The 22,483-nt window shown below is 32.8% G+C and carries 24 protein-coding genes and 1 tRNA gene; 20 read left to right on the top strand and 5 right to left on the bottom strand.

Annotation, left to right across the window (positions count from 1 at the left end; all coding sequences use genetic code 11):
• Positions 1 to 150: 150 nt before the first annotated feature.
• The 4 genes from dnaJ to ACSVH2_RS11020 all read right to left on the bottom strand — a co-directional run bounded on the left by dnaJ (position 151) and on the right by ACSVH2_RS11020 (position 3,589).
• A complete protein-coding gene (gene dnaJ / locus ACSVH2_RS11035; protein ID WP_438093239.1) occupies positions 151 to 1,275 on the bottom strand; it encodes a molecular chaperone DnaJ in 1,125 nt (374 codons plus the stop codon).
• Between the two features lie 9 nt (positions 1,276 to 1,284).
• Positions 1,285 to 1,854 (bottom strand): nucleotide exchange factor GrpE, encoded by a 570-nt coding sequence (locus ACSVH2_RS11030; RefSeq protein WP_438093365.1) that lies wholly within the window; start codon positions 1,852 to 1,854, stop codon positions 1,285 to 1,287.
• A 298-nt stretch (positions 1,855 to 2,152) separates the two neighbouring features.
• Positions 2,153 to 3,058, bottom strand: a complete 906-nt coding sequence (locus ACSVH2_RS11025; protein WP_438093238.1) for a TIGR01777 family oxidoreductase — start codon at positions 3,056 to 3,058, stop codon at positions 2,153 to 2,155.
• Between the two features lie 78 nt (positions 3,059 to 3,136).
• A complete protein-coding gene (locus ACSVH2_RS11020) occupies positions 3,137 to 3,589 on the bottom strand; it encodes a DUF4442 domain-containing protein (protein ID WP_438093237.1) in 453 nt (150 codons plus the stop codon).
• A 199-nt stretch (positions 3,590 to 3,788) separates the two neighbouring features.
• Between ACSVH2_RS11020 and ACSVH2_RS11015 the strand changes: the two genes are divergently transcribed.
• The 6 genes from ACSVH2_RS11015 to ACSVH2_RS10990 all read left to right on the top strand — a co-directional run bounded on the left by ACSVH2_RS11015 (position 3,789) and on the right by ACSVH2_RS10990 (position 8,461).
• Complete coding sequence (locus ACSVH2_RS11015) at positions 3,789 to 4,244, top strand: DUF4870 domain-containing protein (RefSeq protein WP_438093236.1); 456 nt, start codon at positions 3,789 to 3,791, stop codon at positions 4,242 to 4,244.
• Between the two features lie 34 nt (positions 4,245 to 4,278).
• Positions 4,279 to 4,641, top strand: a complete 363-nt coding sequence (locus ACSVH2_RS11010; protein ID WP_438093235.1) for a hypothetical protein — start codon at positions 4,279 to 4,281, stop codon at positions 4,639 to 4,641.
• Positions 4,642 to 4,692: 51 nt separating this feature from the next.
• Complete coding sequence (locus ACSVH2_RS11005; protein WP_396175488.1) at positions 4,693 to 5,022, top strand: PadR family transcriptional regulator; 330 nt, start codon at positions 4,693 to 4,695, stop codon at positions 5,020 to 5,022.
• 5 nt (positions 5,023 to 5,027) lie between these two features.
• A complete protein-coding gene (locus tag ACSVH2_RS11000; RefSeq protein WP_438093234.1) occupies positions 5,028 to 6,761 on the top strand; it encodes a PspC domain-containing protein in 1,734 nt (577 codons plus the stop codon).
• A gap of 2 nt (positions 6,762 to 6,763) precedes the next feature.
• Positions 6,764 to 7,504 carry a head GIN domain-containing protein gene (locus ACSVH2_RS10995; protein ID WP_438093233.1) on the top strand — a complete coding sequence of 247 codons (741 nt, stop codon included), beginning with the start codon at positions 6,764 to 6,766 and terminating at the stop codon, positions 7,502 to 7,504.
• Positions 7,505 to 7,621: 117 nt separating this feature from the next.
• On the top strand, positions 7,622 to 8,461 hold the full coding sequence (locus ACSVH2_RS10990; RefSeq protein ID WP_438093232.1) for a GIN domain-containing protein: 840 nt from the start codon (positions 7,622 to 7,624) through the stop codon (positions 8,459 to 8,461).
• A 56-nt stretch (positions 8,462 to 8,517) separates the two neighbouring features.
• On the opposite strand, the gene trxB is transcribed toward ACSVH2_RS10990, so the two are convergent.
• A complete protein-coding gene (gene trxB / locus ACSVH2_RS10985; RefSeq protein WP_438093231.1) occupies positions 8,518 to 9,465 on the bottom strand; it encodes a thioredoxin-disulfide reductase in 948 nt (315 codons plus the stop codon).
• A 149-nt stretch (positions 9,466 to 9,614) separates the two neighbouring features.
• On the opposite strand from trxB, the gene ACSVH2_RS10980 reads away from it, so the two are divergent.
• From ACSVH2_RS10980 to lepB, 14 genes are all read left to right on the top strand, one after another.
• Positions 9,615 to 9,689: transfer RNA gene (locus ACSVH2_RS10980), tRNA-Pro, on the top strand.
• 117 nt (positions 9,690 to 9,806) lie between these two features.
• Positions 9,807 to 10,415, top strand: coding sequence for a uridine kinase (gene udk, locus ACSVH2_RS10975; RefSeq protein ID WP_438093230.1), 609 nt, complete (start codon positions 9,807 to 9,809; stop codon positions 10,413 to 10,415).
• Positions 10,416 to 10,426: 11 nt separating this feature from the next.
• A complete protein-coding gene (locus ACSVH2_RS10970) occupies positions 10,427 to 10,780 on the top strand; it encodes an FtsB family cell division protein (protein ID WP_438093229.1) in 354 nt (117 codons plus the stop codon).
• 9 nt (positions 10,781 to 10,789) lie between these two features.
• A complete protein-coding gene (locus ACSVH2_RS10965) occupies positions 10,790 to 12,151 on the top strand; it encodes a methylmalonyl-CoA mutase subunit beta (RefSeq protein ID WP_438093228.1) in 1,362 nt (453 codons plus the stop codon).
• Positions 12,152 to 12,154: 3 nt separating this feature from the next.
• Positions 12,155 to 14,278, top strand: a complete 2,124-nt coding sequence (gene scpA, locus ACSVH2_RS10960; RefSeq protein WP_438093227.1) for a methylmalonyl-CoA mutase — start codon at positions 12,155 to 12,157, stop codon at positions 14,276 to 14,278.
• 158 nt (positions 14,279 to 14,436) lie between these two features.
• On the top strand, positions 14,437 to 14,940 hold the full coding sequence (locus ACSVH2_RS10955; protein WP_438093226.1) for a YybH family protein: 504 nt from the start codon (positions 14,437 to 14,439) through the stop codon (positions 14,938 to 14,940).
• A 159-nt stretch (positions 14,941 to 15,099) separates the two neighbouring features.
• Positions 15,100 to 15,615: a YybH family protein gene (locus ACSVH2_RS10950; protein ID WP_438093225.1), complete on the top strand. Its 516-nt coding sequence runs from the start codon at positions 15,100 to 15,102 to the stop codon at positions 15,613 to 15,615.
• Positions 15,616 to 15,713: 98 nt separating this feature from the next.
• The gene (locus ACSVH2_RS10945) at positions 15,714 to 16,841 is read left to right on the top strand and encodes a methionine aminotransferase (RefSeq protein ID WP_438093224.1); all 1,128 of its coding nucleotides are present in this window, start codon (positions 15,714 to 15,716) and stop codon (positions 16,839 to 16,841) included.
• 33 nt (positions 16,842 to 16,874) lie between these two features.
• Positions 16,875 to 17,756 (top strand): SDR family oxidoreductase, encoded by an 882-nt coding sequence (locus ACSVH2_RS10940; protein WP_438093223.1) that lies wholly within the window; start codon positions 16,875 to 16,877, stop codon positions 17,754 to 17,756.
• Between the two features lie 157 nt (positions 17,757 to 17,913).
• Positions 17,914 to 18,681 (top strand): ParA family protein, encoded by a 768-nt coding sequence (locus ACSVH2_RS10935; RefSeq protein ID WP_438093222.1) that lies wholly within the window; start codon positions 17,914 to 17,916, stop codon positions 18,679 to 18,681.
• A 3-nt stretch (positions 18,682 to 18,684) separates the two neighbouring features.
• On the top strand, positions 18,685 to 19,584 hold the full coding sequence (locus ACSVH2_RS10930; RefSeq protein ID WP_438093221.1) for a ParB/RepB/Spo0J family partition protein: 900 nt from the start codon (positions 18,685 to 18,687) through the stop codon (positions 19,582 to 19,584).
• Positions 19,584 to 20,141 (top strand): DUF5683 domain-containing protein, encoded by a 558-nt coding sequence (locus tag ACSVH2_RS10925; RefSeq protein WP_438093220.1) that lies wholly within the window; start codon positions 19,584 to 19,586, stop codon positions 20,139 to 20,141. The genes ACSVH2_RS10930 and ACSVH2_RS10925 overlap by 1 nt, the downstream gene beginning before the upstream one ends.
• On the top strand, positions 20,142 to 20,843 hold the full coding sequence (dapB, locus tag ACSVH2_RS10920) for a 4-hydroxy-tetrahydrodipicolinate reductase (RefSeq protein ID WP_438093219.1): 702 nt from the start codon (positions 20,142 to 20,144) through the stop codon (positions 20,841 to 20,843).
• Between the two features lie 83 nt (positions 20,844 to 20,926).
• The gene (gene lepB, locus ACSVH2_RS10915; protein ID WP_438093218.1) at positions 20,927 to 22,474 is read left to right on the top strand and encodes a signal peptidase I; all 1,548 of its coding nucleotides are present in this window, start codon (positions 20,927 to 20,929) and stop codon (positions 22,472 to 22,474) included.
• The last annotated feature ends 9 nt before the right edge of the window (positions 22,475 to 22,483 follow it).

Genomic DNA, 22,483 nt, shown 5'->3' with positions numbered 1-22,483 from the left:
ATTTTGTAAAAGTACTTAATAAGTAAGCAATGAGAAATAAATGTTACAAAAAAAACCCACCCTAATTTTTACATGAGGATGGGAAAAATTGCTATGAAAAAGAAATTACCTATTTCCAAGTAATATTCAAAAGTAAAACTATTTTTTTAATTATGAAAACATATCTTTTACTTTTTCAAAAAAAGATTTGTCACCCTTTTCAGGGTTTGGTGTAAAGTTCTCATCATTCAATGATTTCTCAAAGAATTGACGTTGTTCTTTTGATAATGTTTTGGGTGTCCAAACATTTACATGGACTAATAAATCGCCACTACCATAACTATTAATACTTGGAATTCCTTTTCCTTTCAAACGTAAAATTTTACCAGATTGAATTCCTTCTTCCAGTTTAATTCTAACTTTACCATTGATAGCTTCAATCTCTTTGGATACTCCAAGAGCCGCTTCAGCTATACTAATGTATAAATCATAATGTAGATTTTCTCCTTCGCGTTTTAAAAACTCGTGTTCTAACTCTTCGATAACAACAATTAAATCACCAGAAATACTATTTCCTGGCGCATCATTTCCTTTGCCAGAAACTTTTAATTGCATACCATCAACAACTCCAGCTGGAATTTTAATCGATACTGTTTCGTCCTCAAGTATCATTCCATGAGCATCAGCATTTGATGGTTTACTTTCAATTGTTTGCCCTGTCCCACCACATACATGGCACGTTGTAGCAGATTGCATTCTTCCTAAAATTGTATTGGTCACACGCAAAACTTGACCTTGACCGTTACAAGTTGAACACGTTTTATATTTAACACCCGCAGCTTGTACTTTGCGTTTAACTTTTACTTTTTTCTCAACTCCATTAGCAATTTCTTCTAAAGTTAGTTTCACTTTAATACGAAGATTGCTTCCTTTCACTTTTCGTTGACCTCCAGAATTTCCTCCGAAACCACCAAAACCTCCACCACCAAAAGCACCACCAAAAATATCTCCAAACTGACTGAAAATGTCATCCATATTCATGTGATGTCCACCGCCATAACCTCCGTTGCCATCAAAAGCAGCATGACCATATTGATCGTATTTTGCTTTTTTGTCAGCATCACTCAAAACTTCATAAGCTTCTGCAGCTGTTTTAAAGTTTTCTTCCGCTTCCTTGTTGCCTGGATTCTTGTCAGGGTGAAATTCAATAGCTTTCTTTCGGTATGCCTTTTTTATTTCCTCTGGTGAAGCGCTTTTTGAAACGCCAAGTATTTCGTAAAAATCTTTTTTGCTCATGGTCTTAATTTATTGTCCGATAACAACTTTTGGAAAACGAATAATTTTGTCACCCAATTTATATCCTTTTTCAATTACATCTACAATTTTACCTTTTAAATCATCTGTTGGTGCAGGAATTTGGGTAATTGCTTCTGCAAAATCAGCATTAAAAACATCACCAGATTTAATATCAACTTGTTCTAAACCTTTAGATACTAAAGTGCTTTTTAGTTTTTCGTATATTAATTCTACACCTTTCAATAAAACTTCATCTTCTGATTTTGAAATTTGAACCATGGCTCTGTCAAAATCGTCCATAACTGGCAACATGGCTTGTAAAACTTCTTGATTGGCAGTTCTAAACAAATCGATACGCTCTTTTGATGTTCTTTTTTTGAAATTTTCAAACTCAGCAAACAAGCGAAGGAATTTATCTTTTTCGTTCGCTAAATCTTCTTCTAACTTGGCTTCTGCACTTAATTCTTCAGCTGTTTCTAATTCATTAACAACGCTTTCAACTTCATTTTCAATGACTTCTTTATCTTTGTTTTCGGTGCTCATTTCTGTTTTATTTTTAAAAATATTCTTGATTTTCATTTTCTTTATTAAATCCGATTTCTCGGAATGCAAAAGTACTGCCATTTCTTTAAAAATGTCAAATTGTCATTATTATTTGTTAATTGCGGATTAAAAGCAGCAAACAACAACAAATAGTGGCTTAAAATTAATTTAACCAAAATTTAATAAAATTTTAAGACTATTACGTTTTCGTTTTAATTATATTTGGAATATCAAAATCAACTAAGAATTCATTTAGGTTAGCATAAAGCTGTAAAAAATTATTAATTCAAGATTATTTATAGAAAAAAAGTGCTGTCATAAGACAGCACTTTTTTTATGCATATAAATCCTCAATTGCGTTTTCAATGGTTGAAAATTGAAATTGAAAGCCGGTATCAAGTATTTTTTTCGAACTAAGATTTTTACTAGAAAACAAAAGGTAAGACATTTCACCAAGAGCAAGTTTCATCACAAACTCAGGAACATTTGGAAGCCACAATGGTTTTTTAAGATTTTTCGCAATAGCTTTTGTTAGGACTTGATTGGTGATTGGATTAGGCGAAACAGCGTTATAAACACCATTTAATTGCTTTTCAATTGCAAAATTATACATCGCAACCAAGTCATTAATATGTATCCAAGATTGAATTTGTTTTCCAGAACCCATTGCTGCACCAACGCCTAATTTTATAGGTTTAACCATTTCGGGTAACGCGCCACCTTTATTGGAAAGTACAATTCCTGTTCGGAGCTTGCATACTTTTATTCCCAGTGTATTAAAGGTGTCAACACTTTCCTCCCATTTCTTAACTACGTTAGATAAAAAGCTGTCTTCTGACTCTATTTCCGTTTCATCATATACTTTGGAAAAACTTTCGGGATAAATTGCAGTTCCTGAAGCTGATATTATTTGTTTAACTTGATTGGGAACTTTCTTTACTAAATTAAAAATTAGTTCACTTGATAAAGTGCGACTCTCAATTATTTCTTGTTTGTATTCATTGGTCCAACGTTGTGCAATATTGGCTCCAGCCAAATGAATGATAACCTCAACATCATAAATACAACGATCATCAATCTTTCCTTCTTGTGGATTCCAAAAAAAACCTTTATAATTTAGTTTATCTTTAATTTTTGACTTCGAAGTTGTTAAGTAGTTTACCGTATGATTTTTTTCTAGTAACAGTTTTACTAATTCACCGCCTATTAAACCTGTTGCACCTGTAATTAGAATTTTCATTTCGATTAATTTTTTAACAAATTTACGACCAAAGCATCACAAATAAAACCTAATTATAAAGGGTTTAACTTTTGTTTATTACTTCAATTTAATACTCCATTCAAAATTTAATTCGGAAACTTGTTCTCCTTTTTCATTGATACCAATAGATTTCATCCAAAATGTTTGACCTTCGCCTGTAGCAATCGTTTTTAGTATTGCTTCCCCTATTAAATGTCCATCATTGCAGGTAAATGTAATTCTGCCTGTTGCTTTTTTGGTGAAATTCCCATTGTTATTGGCAACTAACATAGATATTTTTCTTTTACTTTTTTTGATTTGCATCATAACCAAAGCACCTGTGGTTAGCTCGGCTGCCATAGCTTGAACTGCAAAATACATAGATTTAAATGGGTTTTGATTAAACCAACGGTGTTTTACAGTTACAACACATTGTTGATTAGAAAGTGATTTCACCCTAACGCCACACCAATAAGCAGAAGGTAATTTGAAAAATAAAAAAGTATTTAATTTTGAGGGAGAAAATTCCATAAGTGCTTGATTTTGCTATAAAAGTACAAAAAACTAGGTTAGTTCTTGATTTTTATTAAATGTTAATTTTTTGTTAAATATTAGTACTTTGTATTGCATAGTATCTTTTTTTGATTGTATCTTTGTATAAGAAATTAATAGTCTATCTATAGTATTCTAAAAAAGAGTTTCAATCATCAATATTAAATCAATCAAAAAAATGACAACAACTAACGAAAAAAACACAGCTACCTTTTTACAAATAAGTGCATTGTCTCAGTACATTGTTCCGTTTGGAAATTATATTTTTCCTATAATGATTTGGAGCGCCAAGAAAAACGAATCCGAATTTGTAGATTATAATGGCAAACAAGTATTGAACTTTCAGTTGAGTATATTTTTATACTCTATGGTATTATGTCTTATTGCAATTCCAATTTTTATTTTTGTTGTTTTCAAAAATATTTCATTTGAGACTGTAATTCACCACGATGATTTTCTAATCAAAAATTTAAATGGTGGCAACATTACTGGAATCGCAATCCTTGGAATTATAGCTGTGTTGTTGTTTTGCTTCCTTAAAGTAATTGAATTTATATTAATTATTTATGCAGCTGTCAAAACATCCAATGGCGAACATTACAAATACCCTTTGAGCATACCTTTTTTTAAATAATAATCATTAATCATCAATTAAAATCAATCAAAAAATGAAACAGTTAATCTTAATCACAGCGTTTTTAGTTGTAGCAGCAACTAAATTAGTAGCACAAGAGAATGCTATTGAAATCAAAAATTCTCAAAAAGTAACTTCTGAATTACAAAAAGAATCTCATCAATTCGAAATTGTAGCTAAGGAAGATGTAGATGTCAATCTAAAATTTAATTTAAAATTAGATGACAATGTAAAAGTTTTGGTAAGAAATGAACAAGACAAAGTGGTTTTTTCTAAAGTATACCGCAAACAAGGGAACAATAAAATTGCTTTTAGCATGGTTGAAAATGAAAAATACACCATTATGCTCAATGGAAACAGACAGTCAAATATGATTGTTAGTATTTCTGAGGATTAAATACCAATATAGAAACGTATCACTAAATCGAAAAAAAATAAATTATGTATTATGAATATTGAAAACACAAAAGCCCAGATGCGTAAAGGTGTTTTAGAATTTTGTATCTTGTCTGTCCTAAAAGAAAAAGATGCCTACACCTCTGAAATATTAGACACTTTAAAAAACGCAAAATTACTTGTAGTAGAAGGAACCGTTTATCCGCTATTGACAAGACTCAAAAACGACGGTTTACTCAATTATCGTTGGGAAGAATCAACTTCGGGACCACCAAGAAAATATTATGGATTAACCGAATTAGGAAAAACATTTTTAACTGAATTAAACAGTACTTGGACAGAACTATCTGATGCTGTAAATATCATAACCAATCAAAAATAACAATCATGAACAAAACAGTAAATATTAATATAGGTGGTTTATTCTTTCACATTGATGAAGATGCATACCAAAAATTAACTCGATATTTCGAGGCTATAAAACGTTCCCTTTCTAATTCTTCTGGTAAAGATGAAATCATGAAAGACATTGAAATGCGCGTGGCTGAATTGCTTACTGAAAAGCAAAAAAGCGACAAACACGTTATCAATAGTAAAGATGTTGATGAAGTAATTGTGGTTATGGGTCAACCTGAAGATTATAGAATTGACGATGACTCAGATGTCAAAACTCCAGAACCATTTTATCCTTATACAAGATCAAAAAAATTGTATCGCGATAAAGACAGAGCAACTATTGCTGGTGTTTGTTCGGGTTTAAGCCATTATCTTGGCATTGACGCTGTTTGGATTAAAATTATTTTCTTGTTTTTTACCTTCGTTGGAGGTTCAGGATTAATTGCTTATTTTGTTTTCTGGATAGCTACACCAAAAGCCATTACTACTTCAGAAAAACTTGAAATGACCGGTGAACCTGTAACAATTTCAAATATTGAAAAGAAAGTAAGAGAAGAATTTGATAGTGTTTCAAATAAATTTAAAAATGCTGACTATGACAAAATGGGAAACCAAGTCAAAACGGGTGCCGAAAGAGTAGCAAGCGGACTTGGTGATATTATTACTAAAATATTTGGTGCTTTTGCCAAAGTTTTAGGAGCCATAATCTTGGTAATATCTGCACTAACATTGGTTGGATTGTTTATTGGCTTGTTCACTTTTGGAACAACATCTTTCATCGACACACCATGGCAACGCTATGTTGATGCTGTTAATTATACCGATGTACCGTTATGGATTTTTGGAATATTAACATTCTTCGCTATCGGAATTCCATTTTTCTTTTTCTTATTACTAGGATTAAAACTATTGGTGACCAATTTAAAATCTATTGGTAACATTGCAAAATACAGCTTATTGGCTATTTGGATTTTTGCTGTTGGATCATTAATATTTATTGGTATCAAACAATCAACTGAAAGAGCTTATGACGGAAAAGTGGTTTTGAAAGAAACACTTCAATTTAATCCAAAAGATACATTACAAATAAAATTTGTAAACAATGATTTCTTTTCAAAAAGCATTTATGACAATGAAGATTTTGTTTTCACACAAGACTCTACTAAGCAAGAAGTAATTTATTCCAACAATGTGAAATTTGAATTGAAATCGACTGATAAAGCCTTTGCCTATTTACAAATTGAAAAATTAGCCGAAGGAAAATCATTTAATGAAGCTAACAAAAGAGCCGAAAAAATAAAGTATGGCTTTAAATTAGTTGGAAATCAATTACTTTTAGATAACTATTTACTAACAGAAATGGCTAGTAAATATAGAAACCAACAGGTAGAAATCTATTTGTATTTACCAAAAGAAACGTTGTTTAAAATGGACAAAAGTTTACAATTATATGATGAATCTGATAACGACTTTTTTAATTTACACCACAGTTCAGATGACTATATTTATAAAGTAGACACCAATCAAGTGAAATGTTTAAACTGTCCACCAGAAGAAAATGAATACATGGATGTTGAAGGAACAACAGAAGTAATCACAAGCGAAAATGATAGTACTGACATTGTAACCGTAAAAGTAAATGGAAAAACTGTAACCGAAACCAAATCAGGAAAAACAGGAAAACTTGAAATAAACAAAGACGGAATAATAATTAAAACCGAATAATCATGATACAGTTAATCAAATCTAGTACAAAATTTGTTGCAGTTATAATCACTACACTCTTGTTAACGTCTTGCAATTCAAAAATTGATTTTAGTAATGGTATAGATGGCAATGGAAATGTAACCACACAAACCCGTAACGTTGAAAATAATTTTTCAAAAATCGATGTCAGTCGTGGTTTAAATGTAACCATAGAACAATCAAATAGTTATTTGGTAGAAGTTGAAGCCGATGAAAACTTGCAAGATCATATCACAACACGCGTAGAAGATGGTACACTAATTATTACTACTGATGAAAATATAGACGAGGCAAAAGCTAGAAACATCAGAGTTAAGTTACCATTATTATCATCCGTTGAATCTACAAGTGGTTCTTCTGTAAGCTCAAAAGGAATACTAAAAGGAACTGATATTTCAATAGAAACTACTAGTGGAAGCGAAACAAAACTCTCATTAGAATTTGACAATATCAGTTGTGAGTCAAGCAGTGGAAGTTCACTAACTATAAACGGAAAAGCATTGCGTCTAAAAACAGAATCAACTAGCGGAAGTACGATCGAATCAAGAGATTTATTAGTAAACGATGTAATATCAGAGTCATCAAGCGGAAGTTCAACAAGGGTTCATCCATTAGTAAGCATCAATGCAAAAGCTTCTAGTGGTAGTTCAATAAATTATTACTCTACACCCAAAACAGTTATAAAAGAAGAAAGTTCAGGCGGAAGCGTTTCGAAAGATTAAGTTAATAAAAACATCTCAATGAAAATTGGGATGTTTTTTTTTCTATTTTTGACACACGAGTATCGTTCAGAAGACGAAACGAACTGTACGTAGTAAAAACTAATAGTGCCATTTTTCATGAAAAAAATTATTTTACTTAGTTTCCTTTTTCTCACAGTGATAACATTTGGTCAAAAAAAAGAAAAAGTAAAAGGCTCCAAAATTGTTAAACTAGAACAAAAACAAATCGAAAACTTCGAAAGCATTGAAGTTGAAGATAACCTAGAAGTTTTTTTGGTTAAAGGAAAAGAATGCGCGCTTGAAGTTGAAGCTGATGACAATATAATTGAATTTGTTGAGTATAAAATCACAGGTAATAACTTGAGAATTTCAACTTCAAGAGACCTTTCGAGCTACAAAAAACTAAGTGTTCGCATTACTTACACTGATGTATTTAATTTGGTAATTGCAAAAGACGAAACCAATGTTACGGCACTTTCTGATCTTGTTTTAGATAATATTACTTTTAAAAGCTATGATTATTCGAAATTGTATTTAAATGCAAAAACAAAAAATTTCACCTTGATGGCTAATGATAAATCAAAAGTGGAATTAAACCTCAAATCAGAAAAAGCTGCCATCGATATCAGTAAAAGTGCTAATGTAAAAGCGTTAATTTCTTCGATTGACATGAGATTTGATATGTATCAAAAATCAGGAGCAGAAATTGAAGGAGATGTCGCAAATTTAAAACTTCGATTAGATAATAATAGTGAGTTTATGGGCAAGAAATTAATCGTTAAAAATGCTTTATTAGAAGTAACTGGATATGCAAAAAATACTATAACTGTCAGCAATATTGCTACCATAGATGCTTCTGGAAATAGCGAAATAGAATTGTATGGAGAACCAATAAAAATTGAAATAAAGCGTTTTTCAGATAGTGCAACAATCATGAAAAAACCAACACCAAAATAAAAAAAATCCCGTCTAGAAAATTATCAAGACGGGATTTTTTGCTTTAACAAAAAAACTTATTCTTTAGAAGCCAAATAACGTTCAGCATCAAGTGCTGCCATACAACCTGTTCCCGCAGCAGTTATCGCTTGTCTGTAAACATGATCTGCGGCATCACCGCCCACAAAAACACCAGCAACATTAGTCTTCGAAGTACCAGGAATATTAATGATATAACCTGTTTCATCAAGCGTTAAATAGTCCTTAAAAATATCTGTATTAGGTTTGTGACCGATTGCCACAAAAAAACCGGTAGCTGGAATATCAAAAATCTCTCCTGTTGTTTTATTTTTTGCTTTTACAGCAGTAACAACTTGACCATCTCCCAAAACTTCAACCGTGTCATGGTTCATAAGAATGGTAATATTTTCAGTTTTGCGAACGCGCTCTTCCATAATTTTTGAAGCTCTAAATTTTTCGCTTCTTACAAGCATGGTAACTTTAGTACAAAGTTTAGATAAATAATGTGCTTCTTCACATGCAGAATCTCCTGCGCCAACAATTACAACTTCTTGATTTCTGTAGAAGAAACCATCACAAACCGCACAAGCAGAAACACCACCACCAGTTTGTAAATAATGCTGTTCTGAAGGTAATCCTAAGTATTTTGCTGATGCACCTGTTGAGATTATGACAGTTTCCGCGTGAATTTCTTTTGTATCATTAATCCAAACTTTGTGAACTTCTCCAGAAAAATCAACTTTTGTAGCCCAACCGTCACGAACATCAGTACCGAAACGTTGTGCTTGCTCTTGAATACCAACCATCATTTGTGGACCAGTTATTCCCTCTGGATTTCCAGGCCAATTTTCAACTTCATTTGTTGTTGTTAATTGTCCTCCTGGCTGTGTTCCTTGATATAAAACGGGTTTCATGTTGGCTCTAGCAGCATAAATTGCAGCTGTATATCCTGCAGGACCTGAACCTATAATTAAGCACTTTACTTTTTCAATTGTATCTGACATAACATTTATTTTAATTTTAGTGCAAAGGTAACTTTTTAAAATGAAAAATATTATTCTAAAAAATCAGAAAAAGCTATTAAAAAATAATTTTCCATTATTCTTTGAATACTAAATATTAGCATTATATTTGCAGTCTCGTTTTGAGAATTCGGGGTGTAGCGTAGCCCGGTTATCGCGCCTGCTTTGGGAGCAGGAGGCCGCAGGTTCGAATCCTGCCACCCCGACTAAAAATCCTTTCTGTAATTTCAGAAAGGATTTTTTTGTTAGAATATTTCTCTAAAAATCAAATTCTCTTTCGATATAATTTCTATTTTTGTTGAGAATAATATAACACTACAACTATGCTTATTATTGGAATTGCTGGAGGTACTGGAAGTGGAAAAACAACCGTTGTCCACCAAATTATGAATGAATTACCAGAAACCGAAGTCGGTGTTCTATCCCAAGATTCATATTATAAGGAAAATAGTAATTTAAGTTTTGAAGAAAGAGCTCTCGTTAATTTTGATCATCCACGAGCGATTGATTTTGAACTATTGGTTCAACATCTTAAAGACTTAAAAGAAGGCAAAACAATAGAACAACCAGTTTATTCGTTTATAACCCATAATCGAACTGATGACACTATCATTACGCATCCAAGAAAAGTAATGATTGTTGAAGGAATTTTAATATTAGTAAATCCTGAACTAAGAGATTTGTTTGATGTCAAAGTTTTTGTTCATGCCGACTCCGATGAAAGGTTAATTCGAAGATTAAAAAGAGACATTGCTGAGCGTGGTCGCGACATGGAAGAAGTGCTAAACAGATATCAAACTACCTTAAAACCAATGCACCAACAATTTATTGAGCCTACTAAAGCATATGCAGATATTATAATACCTAACGACAAGTACAACACAGTAGCAATTGATGTAGTTAGAGCAGTTATCAACCAAAGAATTACGTAACATTACTACTTATGAGTTTTTTTAAAAATCTAACCAATACCTATCCTATCCTAAAATTTCTTGGAAATAGATATGTAATTGTGTTGGTTTTTTTTATCGTTTGGATGCTTTTTTTAGACAACACTTCCTACATGGAACATCGCATTCTAGATAAACAATTAAATGAACTAGAAGACAACAAGAAGTATTATCAAAATGAGATAAAAAAAGATGAAGAAAACATCAAACTTCTCAAAAATCCAGACCAAATAGAAAAATACGCTCGCGAAAAATATTACATGAAACGTGATAGCGAAGATATTTACATCATTGAATTTGAAGGTGACTCTTTAAGCGAAGAACAATCAAAATCAAAATCTTTATAAATAGAAACCATGTCTGATCAATTATTTAAAGAGTTTAATCCCGTTTCTTCCAAACAATGGAAACAACAAATTCAATATGAACTAAAAGGTGCTGATTATAATGAAACCTTAGTTTGGGAAAGCCCTGAAGGTATTAAAGTAAAACCTTTTTATCATGTTGATGAATTTGAAAGTAAATATGCAATAAATACACCAGTAAATGCTTTTGCTATTTTACAAAACATCTTTGTTCACGATGTAAAAAAATCAAATGAAAGAGCATTAGATACTTTAAATCGCGGTGCAGAAAGTATATGTTTTACTTTAGAAAATGAAACGATTTTTATTGAAGATTTGATGCAAAATCTTCCTTTAGAAAAAGTAACTTATTACTTCAAATTACCAACACTTTCAACTGATTTAATTGTAAAAATCAATACCTTTTCATCAAAAAATAAGGCAAATTGCATCATTCAAATCGATCCAATTGGTCAATTGTGCAGTGATGGCAATTGGTTTGAAAATTTAGAGAAGGATTTTGAAAAATTAAAAAGTATTGCTAGTACATCAAAGGTGTCTTTTTTAAATATCAACTCCAATATTTATCAAAATGCTGGGGCTAATATGGTACAACAATTGGCGTATGCTTTAGCTCATATTAATGAATATTTCAACCGAATTTCTTCTATACAACAACCTATAACAATTGAAGTTTCAGTAGGAACCAATTACTTTTTTGAAATTGCCAAGCTGAGAGCATTTCGATTATTATTCAATACTTTAGCTAAAGAATACCATCATAATTTGGATTGTCATATTGTGGTAACTCCAACAAAACGCAACAAAACGCTATACGATTTTAATGTAAATATGTTGCGCACCACAACCGAATGTATGTCAGCAATTTTAGGTGGTGCCAATACTATTGCAAATTTGCCTTATGACGCTTTATATCACAAAGACAATGAGTTTGGTGATAGAATTGCTAGAAATCAATTATTAGTATTAAAACACGAAAGCTATTTTGACAAAGTCAATAATCCAGCTGATGGTGCTTATTATATCGAAAATCTAACACAACAATTAGCCGAAAAGGCACTACTTCTTTTTAAAGAAATTGAAGCTAGTGGCGGTTTCATCACACAACTGATGGAAGGAACTGTACAGAAGAAAATTCAAGAAAGCGCACAAAAAGAACAAGAGTTGTTTGATAATGGAAAAGAAATTTTATTGGGAACCAATAAATATCCCAATAAAAATGACCGTATGAAAAACGATTTGGAATTATACCCTTTTGTCAAACAAAATCCACGAAAAACATTGATTACACCAATTATTGAAAAACGATTGGCTGAGAAAATAGAACAAGAACGTTTATCTCAAGAACAATAAGCTATGAGAAAAAATATTCAACATATAACTTTGGAAAATTCCAAAAAGGAAACTCCAAATAACAATACTGCAACTTTCCACACCGCTGAGAATATAGAGCTAAAATCTATCTATTCTGAAAAAGATATTGATAATTTGGAACACATTGGTTTTGGAGCAGGTTTTGCACCCAATCTTCGTGGACCATATGCTACAATGTACGTTCGCCGACCTTGGACAATTCGTCAATATGCAGGATTTTCAACAGCCGAAGAAAGTAATGCTTTCTACAGAAGAAATCTTGCTGCTGGACAAAAAGGACTTTCGGTAGCATTTGATTTAGCTACTCACAGAGGTTATGATTCTGACCACGAACGTGTTTTTGGTGATGTTGGAAAAGCTGGTGTTGCCATTGATTCGGTGGAAGATATGAAAATATTATTCGACCAAATTCCGTTAGATGAAATGTCGGTTTCTATGACTATGAATGGTGCTGTTTTACCCATTATGGCATTTTATATTGTTGCTGCCGAAGAACAAGGTGTCACACCAGAATTACTTTCAGGAACTATACAAAACGATATTTTGAAGGAATTCATGGTTCGAAATACCTACATCTATCCGCCAACGCCATCCATGAAAATCATTGCTGATATTTTTGAATATACGAGCAAAAAAATGCCAAAATTCAACTCCATCTCTATTTCGGGTTATCACATGCAAGAAGCTGGAGCTACTGCAGATATTGAGTTGGCCTATACTTTAGCTGATGGATTAGAATACATTCGTACTGGTTTAGCCACCGGTATGAAAATAGATGAATTCGCTCCTCGCCTATCTTTTTTCTGGGCAATTGGTATGAATCATTTCATGGAAATTGCCAAAATGCGTGCTGGTAGAATGTTGTGGGCAAAATTATTAAAACAATTCAATCCACAAGACGAAAAGTCATTGGCTTTACGAACGCATTGTCAAACCTCAGGTTGGAGTTTAACAGAGCAAGATCCTTTTAATAATGTGGCTCGAACTGCTATTGAAGCTGCCGCCGCTGCATTTGGAGGAACACAATCACTACATACTAATGCATTGGATGAAGCAATTGCTTTACCAACCGATTTCTCAGCTAGAATTGCTAGAAATACTCAAATATTTTTACAAGAAGAAACCAAAATTTGCAAAACTGTCGATCCTTGGGCTGGAAGTTATTATGTAGAAAGTTTGACCAACGAAATTGCTCAAAATGCTTGGAAACTTATTGAAGAAGTGGAAGAATTAGGTGGAATGACCAAAGCCATTGAAGCTGGAATTCCGAAATTGCGTATTGAAGAAGCTGCCGCTCGAAAACAAGCAAGAATTGACAGTAGTCAAGATATTATTGTTGGCGTTAACAAATACCGTTTAGAAAAAGAAGATCCATTACAGATTTTGGATGTTGATAACGATATGGTGCGCAAGCAACAAATTGAGCGTTTGACACAAATAAAAGCTACTCGCGATAACAATAAAGTTGCCGAATGTTTAGCAAAATTAACCGATTGTGCTAAAAACCAAAACGATAATTTACTATCTTTAGCCGTAGAAGCAGCAAGAAATAGAGCAACATTAGGAGAAATTAGTGATGCTTTGGAAGCCGTTTTTGGAAGATATAAAGCACAAATTAGAAGTTTTAGCGGCGTGTATAGTAAAGAAATAAAAAACGACGAGAGTTTTGAAAAAGCAAAACAACTAGCCGATGCCTTCGCCAAAAAAGAAGGTCGTCGTCCTAGAATTATGATTGCCAAAATGGGACAAGACGGTCATGATCGTGGTGCAAAAGTTGTGGCTACAGGTTACGCCGACGTAGGTTTTGACGTTGATATTGGACCCTTATTTCAAACTCCCTCCGAAGCTGCAAAACAAGCCGTAGAAAACGATGTTCACATTCTTGGCGTTTCCTCATTGGCTGCTGGACACAAAACTTTGGTGCCACAAGTTATAGAAGAACTCAAAAAATATGGTAGAGAAGATATTATGGTGATTGTTGGAGGTGTAATTCCTGCGCAAGACTACCAATTCCTTTTTGATGCTGGTGCTGTCGCTGTTTTTGGTCCGGGAACAAAAATTAGTGATGCAGCGATTAGTATTTTAGAAGTGCTTCTAAAAGATTAAAAAACAAATAGCTATTTAAAACACCCAAAAGGGTGTTTTTTTTTGCAAAAAGTAAATTCACAAACTATATATACTGATTTTCAATAAATTATATTATCTTTAACAACCCTTAATCTTGTTAAGTAACCTAAAATTACTAATCAATGAACTAATAATTTATGAAAAACAAGATGTTAAAAGGATTTACAGTATGTATCATTATGGCACTTGCCATTGCCTGTAATCCAAAGAAAGAAGAAGCTACAGCTGTTGCACCTGCAGTAGACAAAGAACAAATTAAAACTGAATTACAAGCGATGGAAACAGCATTTGCTGAAGGAATGAACCTAAGAAACACTGATGCTATTGCTTATTATTCAGATGATGTGAAGAGCTTTCCTCAAAACAAACCACCATTAGATGGAAAAGCCGCAGTCCAAGAATCTTATAAAGAAGAAGCTGCAGCTATGGCTAAAGGAAGTAAAATTTCATACACTGTCAACGAAGTTTTCCCTTCAAGCGATGGAAATCAAGTAGTAGAAATTGGAAGTTATGTCGTGGTAGATTCAACTAATACCACTACCGCTAGTGGAAATTACATGAGTTTATTTGAAAAAAGAGATGGCAAGTACATTTGTATTCGTGATATGAGTGCTTCTATCATGCCTGCTGAAAAAAAGTAAGTTAATATTCTTTAAACAGAAAAGCACTTCTATATAGAGGTGTTTTTTTTGTGCTAAAAAAACAAAAAAAACTTTCATTATTTAGCAAATTATATTTACTTTTATAAAACCCAATCTTGTTATAAAACCTAAAATTACTAACCAATAAACAATTTATATATGAAAAACATTATTTTAAAAAGCACCATTCTGTGTGCTGTGTCAATTCTTTTTATTGCATGTCAACCCAAAAAAGAAGAACCAATTGCAATAGACAAAGAACAAATTAAAAATGAAATACAAGCCATTGAAAATAAGATGGCAGAAATGTTTAATGATCGAAATGTAAATGCCGCTCTTTATTATGACGAAAATGCTGTGAGTTTTTCTCAAAACAAACCGCCAATTAAAGGAAGATTTGATATTGAAAAATCTATTAAAGAAGACTTGGCTGGTTTTCCAAAAGGATACCAAATTGCCTTTGTTGTTAATGAAATTTTTCCTTCCTCTGATGGAATACAAGTGGTGGAAATTGGTAATTATAGAGTTTCAGACTCAACAAGCACAGCATTATATACAGGAAATTATATAGCTGTTTTTGAAAAAATAGAAGGTAAATATCTTTGCGTGAGAGATATGTCGGCATCTGATAGAAGGTTGGAAAGTATTGAAGAAGCAGAAAAAGAAAAAAAATAGATTAAAAAAACTTTTTTTATATTAAAGCATCTCTTAAAAGAGGTGCTTTTTTTGTGCCCAATTAATAAAAGTAGTACTTTTAAAACCAATAAAAATTTATGTCAAAACTTCCACATATTGGTACAAGTATCTTTACCGTAATGTCGCAAATGGCTTTGGAAAACAATGCTATTAACCTTTCTCAAGGTTTTCCTAATTTTCCTGTTGACGAAAGATTGACAACTATACTTTCTGGTTTAGCCAAAGAGAATATTCATCAATACACTCCAATGAGTGGTTTACCTTCGCTATTGGAAAAAATAGCCAATCTAACAAATCACTCTTATCAAAGAACTGTTTCACCAAAAGAAGAAATTCTAATCACAGCTGGTGCAACCGAAGGAATATTTGCCACAATTCAGGCTTTGGTAAAAGCATCTGAAGAAGTTATTATTCTTGACCCAAGTTATGACTGCTATGAAGCACCCATTTTGTTGAGCAATGCAAAACCCATTCGCGTTCCACTCAATAATGAATTTACGCCCAATTGGGAAAGGATAAATAATGCAGTAAATAAAAAAACAAAACTCATTATAATCAACAATCCTCATAATCCAACAGGGAAAACTTGGACAGAAAATGACTTTTTGCAATTAGAAAAATTAATTGATACCTACCCTAATCTAATCGTACTTTCGGATGAAGATTATGAGTACATCACATTTGAACAAAAACATATTTCAGTGCATCTTCGTCTAAAACTTTGGGAGAAAAGTATTATTATTTCCTCTTTTGGGAAATCATTTCACATTACAGGTTGGAAGATTGGTTATGTAATTGCTCCCGAAAACCTCATGCGAGAGGTTAAAAAAGTGCACCAGTTCTTGGTTTTTAGCGTGAGTAGCATTGCACAACATGCCATTAATGAGTATATCGATTTGGTTGATGTAAATCAAATTGGCAAATTCTACAAACAGAAAAGAGATTTTTTCCAAAGCCTACTTAAAGAGACAAAACTTGAACTTTTTCCTTGTGAAGGGACTTATTTTCAAGTGGCATCTTACAAAAATATTTCCAATGAAAGCGATGTAGATTTCACTAAACGATTGGTTACAGAATTTGGAGTTGCCACTATTCCAATCTCAACTTTTTATGCCAATGGCAATGATAATAAATGTATTCGTTTTTGCTTTGCCAAAGATGACGAAACCCTAATTCAAGCAACAGAACGATTACGCAAATTCTAATTAAAATTATATCTTTACTAAAAATAAAACTATATGGATTTTTCAGCAAAAATGCTTCGCGATAATGCTTTATCAGACAAAGTAATAGTAGTAACTGGTGGCGGAAGTGGCTTAGGAAAAGCCATGACAAAATATTTTCTGGAACTAGGTGCCAAAGTAGCCATCACTTCTAGAGATATAGAAAAACTAAAAACTACTGCATCTGAACTAGAAAAGGAAACTGGCGGGAAATGTCTCCCAATTCAATGTGATGTTCGCCATTATGACCAAGTAGAATCCATGCTTGCCGAAGTTTTGAAAACCTTTGGCAGTGTAGATGTTTTATTGAACAATGCAGCTGGAAACTTCATCTCTCCTACCGAAAGATTATCGGCAAATGCCTTTGATACCATCATTGATATTGTGCTCAAAGGTTCTAAAAACTGTACTTTGGCTTTTGGAAAACATTGGATTGAAAAAAAACAAACTAATTGTAATGTTTTGAATATTGTAACTACTTATGCTTGGACAGGTTCAGGTTATGTAGTGCCAAGTGCTACTGCAAAAGCAGGCGTTTTGGCGATGACAAGAAGTCTTGCAGTTGAATGGGCAAAATATGGCATACGAATGAACGCCATTGCTCCTGGACCATTTCCTACTAAAGGTGCTTGGGATAGATTATTACCTGGCGATTTAGCCGAAAAGTTTGATATGGCGAAAAAAGTGCCGTTAAGACGTGTTGGTGACCACCAAGAATTAGCCAATTTGGCTGCTTATTTAGTTTCCGATTTCTCTGCCTATATCAATGGTGAAGTGATTGTTATTGATGGTGGCGAATGGCTACAAGGCGCAGGACAATTTAATATCCTTGAAAAAATCCCTCAAGAAATGTGGGATATGCTTGAAGCAATGATTAAGAATAAGGGAAGTAAATAGTTAGCAGTCTCAGTCTCAGTAGGCAGAATTTTTTTCTAAAAACTGCAAATGCGAATGAAAACTAAAGCATTCAAAACTTTACCACATTGTTAACAAAAACACCTTGACAAAGCCATAAATAATTGTATTTTTACCGTTCAAAATTTGTAAAAAATAAATGGGTAAAATCATTGCTATTGCCAATCAAAAAGGTGGTGTTGGAAAAACGACAACTTCGGTTAATCTTGCAGCATCACTGGGAGTTTTAGAAAAAAAAGTGCTATTGATAGATGCTGATCCACAGGCCAATGCTAGTTCGGGATTAGGCATTGATGTTGAAAGTATTGCTATTGGTACCTATCAAATTTTAGAACATAGTAACATTCCTGAAGAAGCGGTTATTGCTTGTTCAGCTCCAAATGTTTGGGTAATTCCAGCTCATATTGACTTGGTGGCAATCGAAATAGAATTGGTTGACAAAGAAAACCGAGAATACATGCTTAAACAAGCATTGGAAACCATCAAAGACCAATACGATTATATTATTATTGATTGCGCACCATCATTGGGTTTATTAACTCTAAATGCATTAACTGCCGCTGATAGTGTAGTTATTCCAATTCAATGTGAATATTTTGCACTAGAAGGCTTGGGTAAATTATTAAACACTATAAAAAGCGTTCAAAGAATTCATAATGCCGATTTAGATATTGAAGGTCTTTTACTAACCATGTTTGATTCGCGTTTGCGTTTGTCCAATCAAGTGGTGGAAGAAGTTCAAAAACACTTCAACGATATGGTTTTCAAAACTATTATTCAACGAAATGTTAAGTTGAGTGAAGCACCAAGTTTTGGAGAAAGTATTATTAACTTTGACGCCACAAGCAGAGGTGCCACAAACTACTTAAGTTTAGCACACGAAATTATCAAGAAAAACAGCAAATAGGTCATGGCAAAAGCGATACAAAAACAAGCATTAGGAAGAGGATTATCTGCTCTTTTGAAGGATCCTGAAAACGATATCAAATCTATTGGAGATAAAAATGCTGACAAAGTAGTGGGTAATATCATTGAATTGGATATTGATTCCATCGAAATTAATCCGTTTCAACCGAGAACTAATTTCAATGAAGATTCGCTACAGGAATTGGCTTCTTCTATCAAGGAATTAGGCTTAATTCAACCTATTACTGTCCGAAAATTAGATTTTAATAAATACCAATTGATTTCGGGAGAGAGACGTTTACGCGCTTCAAAATTGGTTGGACTTGTTTCGGTTCCTGCTTACATTAGAATTGCTAATGATAATGAGTCATTAATCATGGCTCTAGTAGAGAATATTCAACGCCACGATTTAGACCCAATTGAAATTGCACTTTCCTATCAAAGATTAATTGACGAAATCCAATTGACACAAGAACAAATGAGTGATAGAGTTGGTAAAAAACGTTCTACTATTGCTAACTATCTTCGTTTATTGAAGTTAGATCCAATTATTCAAACCGGAATTCGCGATGGTTTTATCAGTATGGGTCATGGTCGTGCTATTATTAATATTGAAAACCAAGATGTTCAAACCGATATTTACCAAAAAATTGTAAGTCAAAATCTTTCTGTTCGTGAGACAGAAGCATTAGTGAAAAATTATCAAGAAAGTATAAAACCTGCTCCAGCAAAAGTTAAAAAGAGTGCAACTTTCAATGTAGATGATAACCAAAAAAAGGCCTTTGTAAATTTCTTTGGCACAAAAATAGATGTAAAAGTAGCTGGAAATGGAAAAGGTAAAATTACCATTCCTTTTCATTCCGAGGAAGATTTTAACCGTATTATCAAATTAATAAAAGGTTAGTGAATAGGTATCTCTACATAGCTCTATTCTTCTTTCTATTCGGAAATCAAAATCTTTTTTCTCAGGAAATCGGTAATGTCATTGTGGCAAAAGACACTACAAAACTTCAAGAAATCGATCCGCTAAGACCTTCAAAAGCTGCCTTTTATTCGGCTATTTTACCTGGTTTGGGTCAAGCCTATAACAAAAAATATTGGAAAATACCTATTGTATATGGTGCTATTGGAACAAGTCTCTATTTCTATTTGGACAGCAATAAAAAATACCATAGTTATCGTGATGCTTACAAGCGACGATTAGAAGGTTTTGAAGACGATCAATATCAATATCTCGATGACTCTCGACTTATAGAAGCACAAAGATTTTATCAAAGAAATAGAGATTTCTCATTGCTTTTTATGATTGGTTTTTATATTTTAAATATAGTAGACGCCAATGTTGATGCCCATCTAATTCAATTTAATGTAAATGAAAAACTGTCATTGGCACCCGATATTTATCAAAATGACTTTACGGCAAAACCGAATATTGGTTTAACTTTTAATTATAAATTTTAAATGAAAATTGCACTTCTAGGATACGGAAAAATGGGAAAAGTAATCGAAAAAATTGCTTTGGAAAGAGGACATGAAATTGTTCTTAGAAAAGATGAAAGTAACACGTTTGATGGACTTTCAACTGCTGATGTTGCCATTGATTTTAGTGTCCCAACTGCAGCTGTGAGTAATATTTCTACTTGTATTAATGCTGGAATTCCTGTAATATCTGGTACTACAGGTTGGCTTGAAAATTATCATGAAATGGTAAAACTTTGCAATGAAAAAAATTCCGCGTTTTTATATGGTTCTAATTTCAGTTTGGGGGTAAATCTATTTTTTGAATTGAATGATTATTTGGCACGAATGATGTCAAAATTCAAAGAATACAGCGTCACGATGGAAGAAATTCATCACACTCAAAAATTAGACAAACCAAGCGGAACAGCAATTTCATTGGCTAATGCTATCATCAATCACAGTGACAAGAACAATTGGGCTATTGAAAATCCAAAAGAAGATGACTTATTTATTGACGTTAAACGAATTGAAAATGTTCCTGGAACACACACCGTAACCTACAATTCTGACGTAGATTTTATCGAAATCAAACATGTTGCACACAACCGCGATGGCTTTGCGTTAGGCGCTATTGTTGCAGCCGAATGGATTATTGGCAAAAAAGGTGTTTTCACAATGAAAGATGTTTTAGATTTGAAGTAACAAAACACTTTCTTCAGATACTTATAACAAATTAACAATTTTCACATAATAATATTTAAAATATAATCTTTAAAATTTATTTTATGACAACATTTCACTGGTTACTATTCTTCCTAATAATCCAACTGATTCACGGATTAGGAACTTGGAAATTATATGAAAAAGCAGGAAGAAAACGATGGGAAGCTTTTGTTCCAGTTTACAATTCCATTGTTTTGATGAAGATTATAAATCGTCCTACATGGTGGACTGTTTTATTGTTTATTCCTATTATCAACTTAATAATGTTTCCAGTAATTTGGGTAGAAACATTAAGAAGTTTTGGGAAAAATACCACCACTGATACTTGGCTAGGATTTTTTTCATTTGGATTATACATTCTTTACATTAATTACACTCAAGAAGTAACCCATATTTCTGATAGAAGTCTAATGGCAAGAACCAAAACTGGTGACACTATTAGTTCCTTGCTTTTTGCGATTGTTGTAGCTACTTTGGTTCATACCTATGTAATGCAACCTTATACTATTCCCACATCTTCTTTGGAAAAATCATTACTTATTGGCGATTTCCTATTTGTGAGTAAATTTCATTATGGTGCAAGAACTCCAATGACGGCTGTTGCAGCGCCAATGGTTCATGATACTTTACCTATTGTAAAAACAAAATCTTATTTAAGTTGGCCACAACTTCCTTATTTTAGATTTCCGGGATTTCAAAAAGTTCAAAAAAATGACATTGTAGTTTTCAACTGGCCAGCAGATACCGTTTATAAATTTTTTGACACCTCTGGAAGAAGTGTTGTAAAGCCTATTGACAAAAAATCAAACTACGTAAAACGTTGTCAAGGAACGCCAGGCGATTCATTGCAAATTAAAAGTGGAACCGTTTATATTAATGGCGCAGCATTGATTTTACCAGAAAGAGCAAAAACCCAATATTCTTATTTTGTTACTTATGATATGAATGTCCCAATTGATTTTGAATATGTATTAAAAGATATTGGATGTACTGATGGTGCAGGTTTTAAAAATGAAACTAGAGATACTTTATATTTACGAGCATTAACTTCGGAAGGTGCGAATAGACTAAAAAATATTCCTGGAATTAAAACCGTTTCACAAATTGTATCACAAGAAGGCGAGCCAAATATTTTTTCACACAGTGAAAACTGGAATGCTGATAACTTTGGTCCTATTTACATACCAGAAGCTGGAAAAACAGTAGCATTAAATTTAAAATCATTACCATTTTATAAAAGAATAATCTCTGTATATGAAGGAAATGATTTGAAAGTAGTTGGCGATGATATCTATGTAAATAACAAAAAAGCTACAACTTACACCTTTCAAAAAAATTACTATTGGATGATGGGAGACAACCGAAACAACTCTGAAGACAGTCGTTATTGGGGTTATGTTCCCGATGATCACATTGTAGGTAAACCAGTCTTTATCTGGATGAGTTGGGATACAAATGGGAAAGGAATTAATAAAATCCGTTGGGAAAGACTATTTACAACTGTAGGTGGTGATGGTCAACCACAATCCTACTTTAAATATTTCCTTGGATTATTGGTATTGTATTTTATTGGAGAGTATTTTTGGAAAAAAAGAAAAAACGCAAAATAATAGTTTAAG

Origin of the sequence: Flavobacterium sp. RSB2_4_14, from assembly GCF_051547085.1 — a bacterium.
Lineage (GTDB): Bacteria > Bacteroidota > Bacteroidia > Flavobacteriales > Flavobacteriaceae > Flavobacterium.
Note: the sequence above shows the minus strand (reverse complement) of the source record. Positions and strands in the feature narration are given on the sequence as shown.

What these genes read in the sequence shown, in the direction of transcription:
- dnaJ (WP_438093239.1), bottom strand. Translation starts at nt 1,275, where the DNA reads ATGAGCAAAAAAGATTTTTACGAAATACTTGGCGTTTCAAAAAGCGCT.
- ACSVH2_RS11030 (WP_438093365.1), bottom strand. Translation starts at nt 1,854, where the DNA reads ATGAAAATCAAGAATATTTTTAAAAATAAAACAGAAATGAGCACCGAA.
- ACSVH2_RS11025 (WP_438093238.1), bottom strand. Translation starts at nt 3,058, where the DNA reads ATGAAAATTCTAATTACAGGTGCAACAGGTTTAATAGGCGGTGAATTA.
- ACSVH2_RS11020 (WP_438093237.1), bottom strand. Translation starts at nt 3,589, where the DNA reads ATGGAATTTTCTCCCTCAAAATTAAATACTTTTTTATTTTTCAAATTA.
- ACSVH2_RS11015 (WP_438093236.1), top strand. Translation starts at nt 3,789, where the DNA reads ATGACAACAACTAACGAAAAAAACACAGCTACCTTTTTACAAATAAGT.
- ACSVH2_RS11010 (WP_438093235.1), top strand. Translation starts at nt 4,279, where the DNA reads ATGAAACAGTTAATCTTAATCACAGCGTTTTTAGTTGTAGCAGCAACT.
- ACSVH2_RS11005 (WP_396175488.1), top strand. Translation starts at nt 4,693, where the DNA reads ATGAATATTGAAAACACAAAAGCCCAGATGCGTAAAGGTGTTTTAGAA.
- ACSVH2_RS11000 (WP_438093234.1), top strand. Translation starts at nt 5,028, where the DNA reads ATGAACAAAACAGTAAATATTAATATAGGTGGTTTATTCTTTCACATT.
- ACSVH2_RS10995 (WP_438093233.1), top strand. Translation starts at nt 6,764, where the DNA reads ATGATACAGTTAATCAAATCTAGTACAAAATTTGTTGCAGTTATAATC.
- ACSVH2_RS10990 (WP_438093232.1), top strand. Translation starts at nt 7,622, where the DNA reads ATGAAAAAAATTATTTTACTTAGTTTCCTTTTTCTCACAGTGATAACA.
- trxB (WP_438093231.1), bottom strand. Translation starts at nt 9,465, where the DNA reads ATGTCAGATACAATTGAAAAAGTAAAGTGCTTAATTATAGGTTCAGGT.
- udk (WP_438093230.1), top strand. Translation starts at nt 9,807, where the DNA reads ATGCTTATTATTGGAATTGCTGGAGGTACTGGAAGTGGAAAAACAACC.
- ACSVH2_RS10970 (WP_438093229.1), top strand. Translation starts at nt 10,427, where the DNA reads ATGAGTTTTTTTAAAAATCTAACCAATACCTATCCTATCCTAAAATTT.
- ACSVH2_RS10965 (WP_438093228.1), top strand. Translation starts at nt 10,790, where the DNA reads ATGTCTGATCAATTATTTAAAGAGTTTAATCCCGTTTCTTCCAAACAA.
- scpA (WP_438093227.1), top strand. Translation starts at nt 12,155, where the DNA reads ATGAGAAAAAATATTCAACATATAACTTTGGAAAATTCCAAAAAGGAA.
- ACSVH2_RS10955 (WP_438093226.1), top strand. Translation starts at nt 14,437, where the DNA reads ATGAAAAACAAGATGTTAAAAGGATTTACAGTATGTATCATTATGGCA.
- ACSVH2_RS10950 (WP_438093225.1), top strand. Translation starts at nt 15,100, where the DNA reads ATGAAAAACATTATTTTAAAAAGCACCATTCTGTGTGCTGTGTCAATT.
- ACSVH2_RS10945 (WP_438093224.1), top strand. Translation starts at nt 15,714, where the DNA reads ATGTCAAAACTTCCACATATTGGTACAAGTATCTTTACCGTAATGTCG.
- ACSVH2_RS10940 (WP_438093223.1), top strand. Translation starts at nt 16,875, where the DNA reads ATGGATTTTTCAGCAAAAATGCTTCGCGATAATGCTTTATCAGACAAA.
- ACSVH2_RS10935 (WP_438093222.1), top strand. Translation starts at nt 17,914, where the DNA reads ATGGGTAAAATCATTGCTATTGCCAATCAAAAAGGTGGTGTTGGAAAA.
- ACSVH2_RS10930 (WP_438093221.1), top strand. Translation starts at nt 18,685, where the DNA reads ATGGCAAAAGCGATACAAAAACAAGCATTAGGAAGAGGATTATCTGCT.
- dapB (WP_438093219.1), top strand. Translation starts at nt 20,142, where the DNA reads ATGAAAATTGCACTTCTAGGATACGGAAAAATGGGAAAAGTAATCGAA.
- lepB (WP_438093218.1), top strand. Translation starts at nt 20,927, where the DNA reads ATGACAACATTTCACTGGTTACTATTCTTCCTAATAATCCAACTGATT.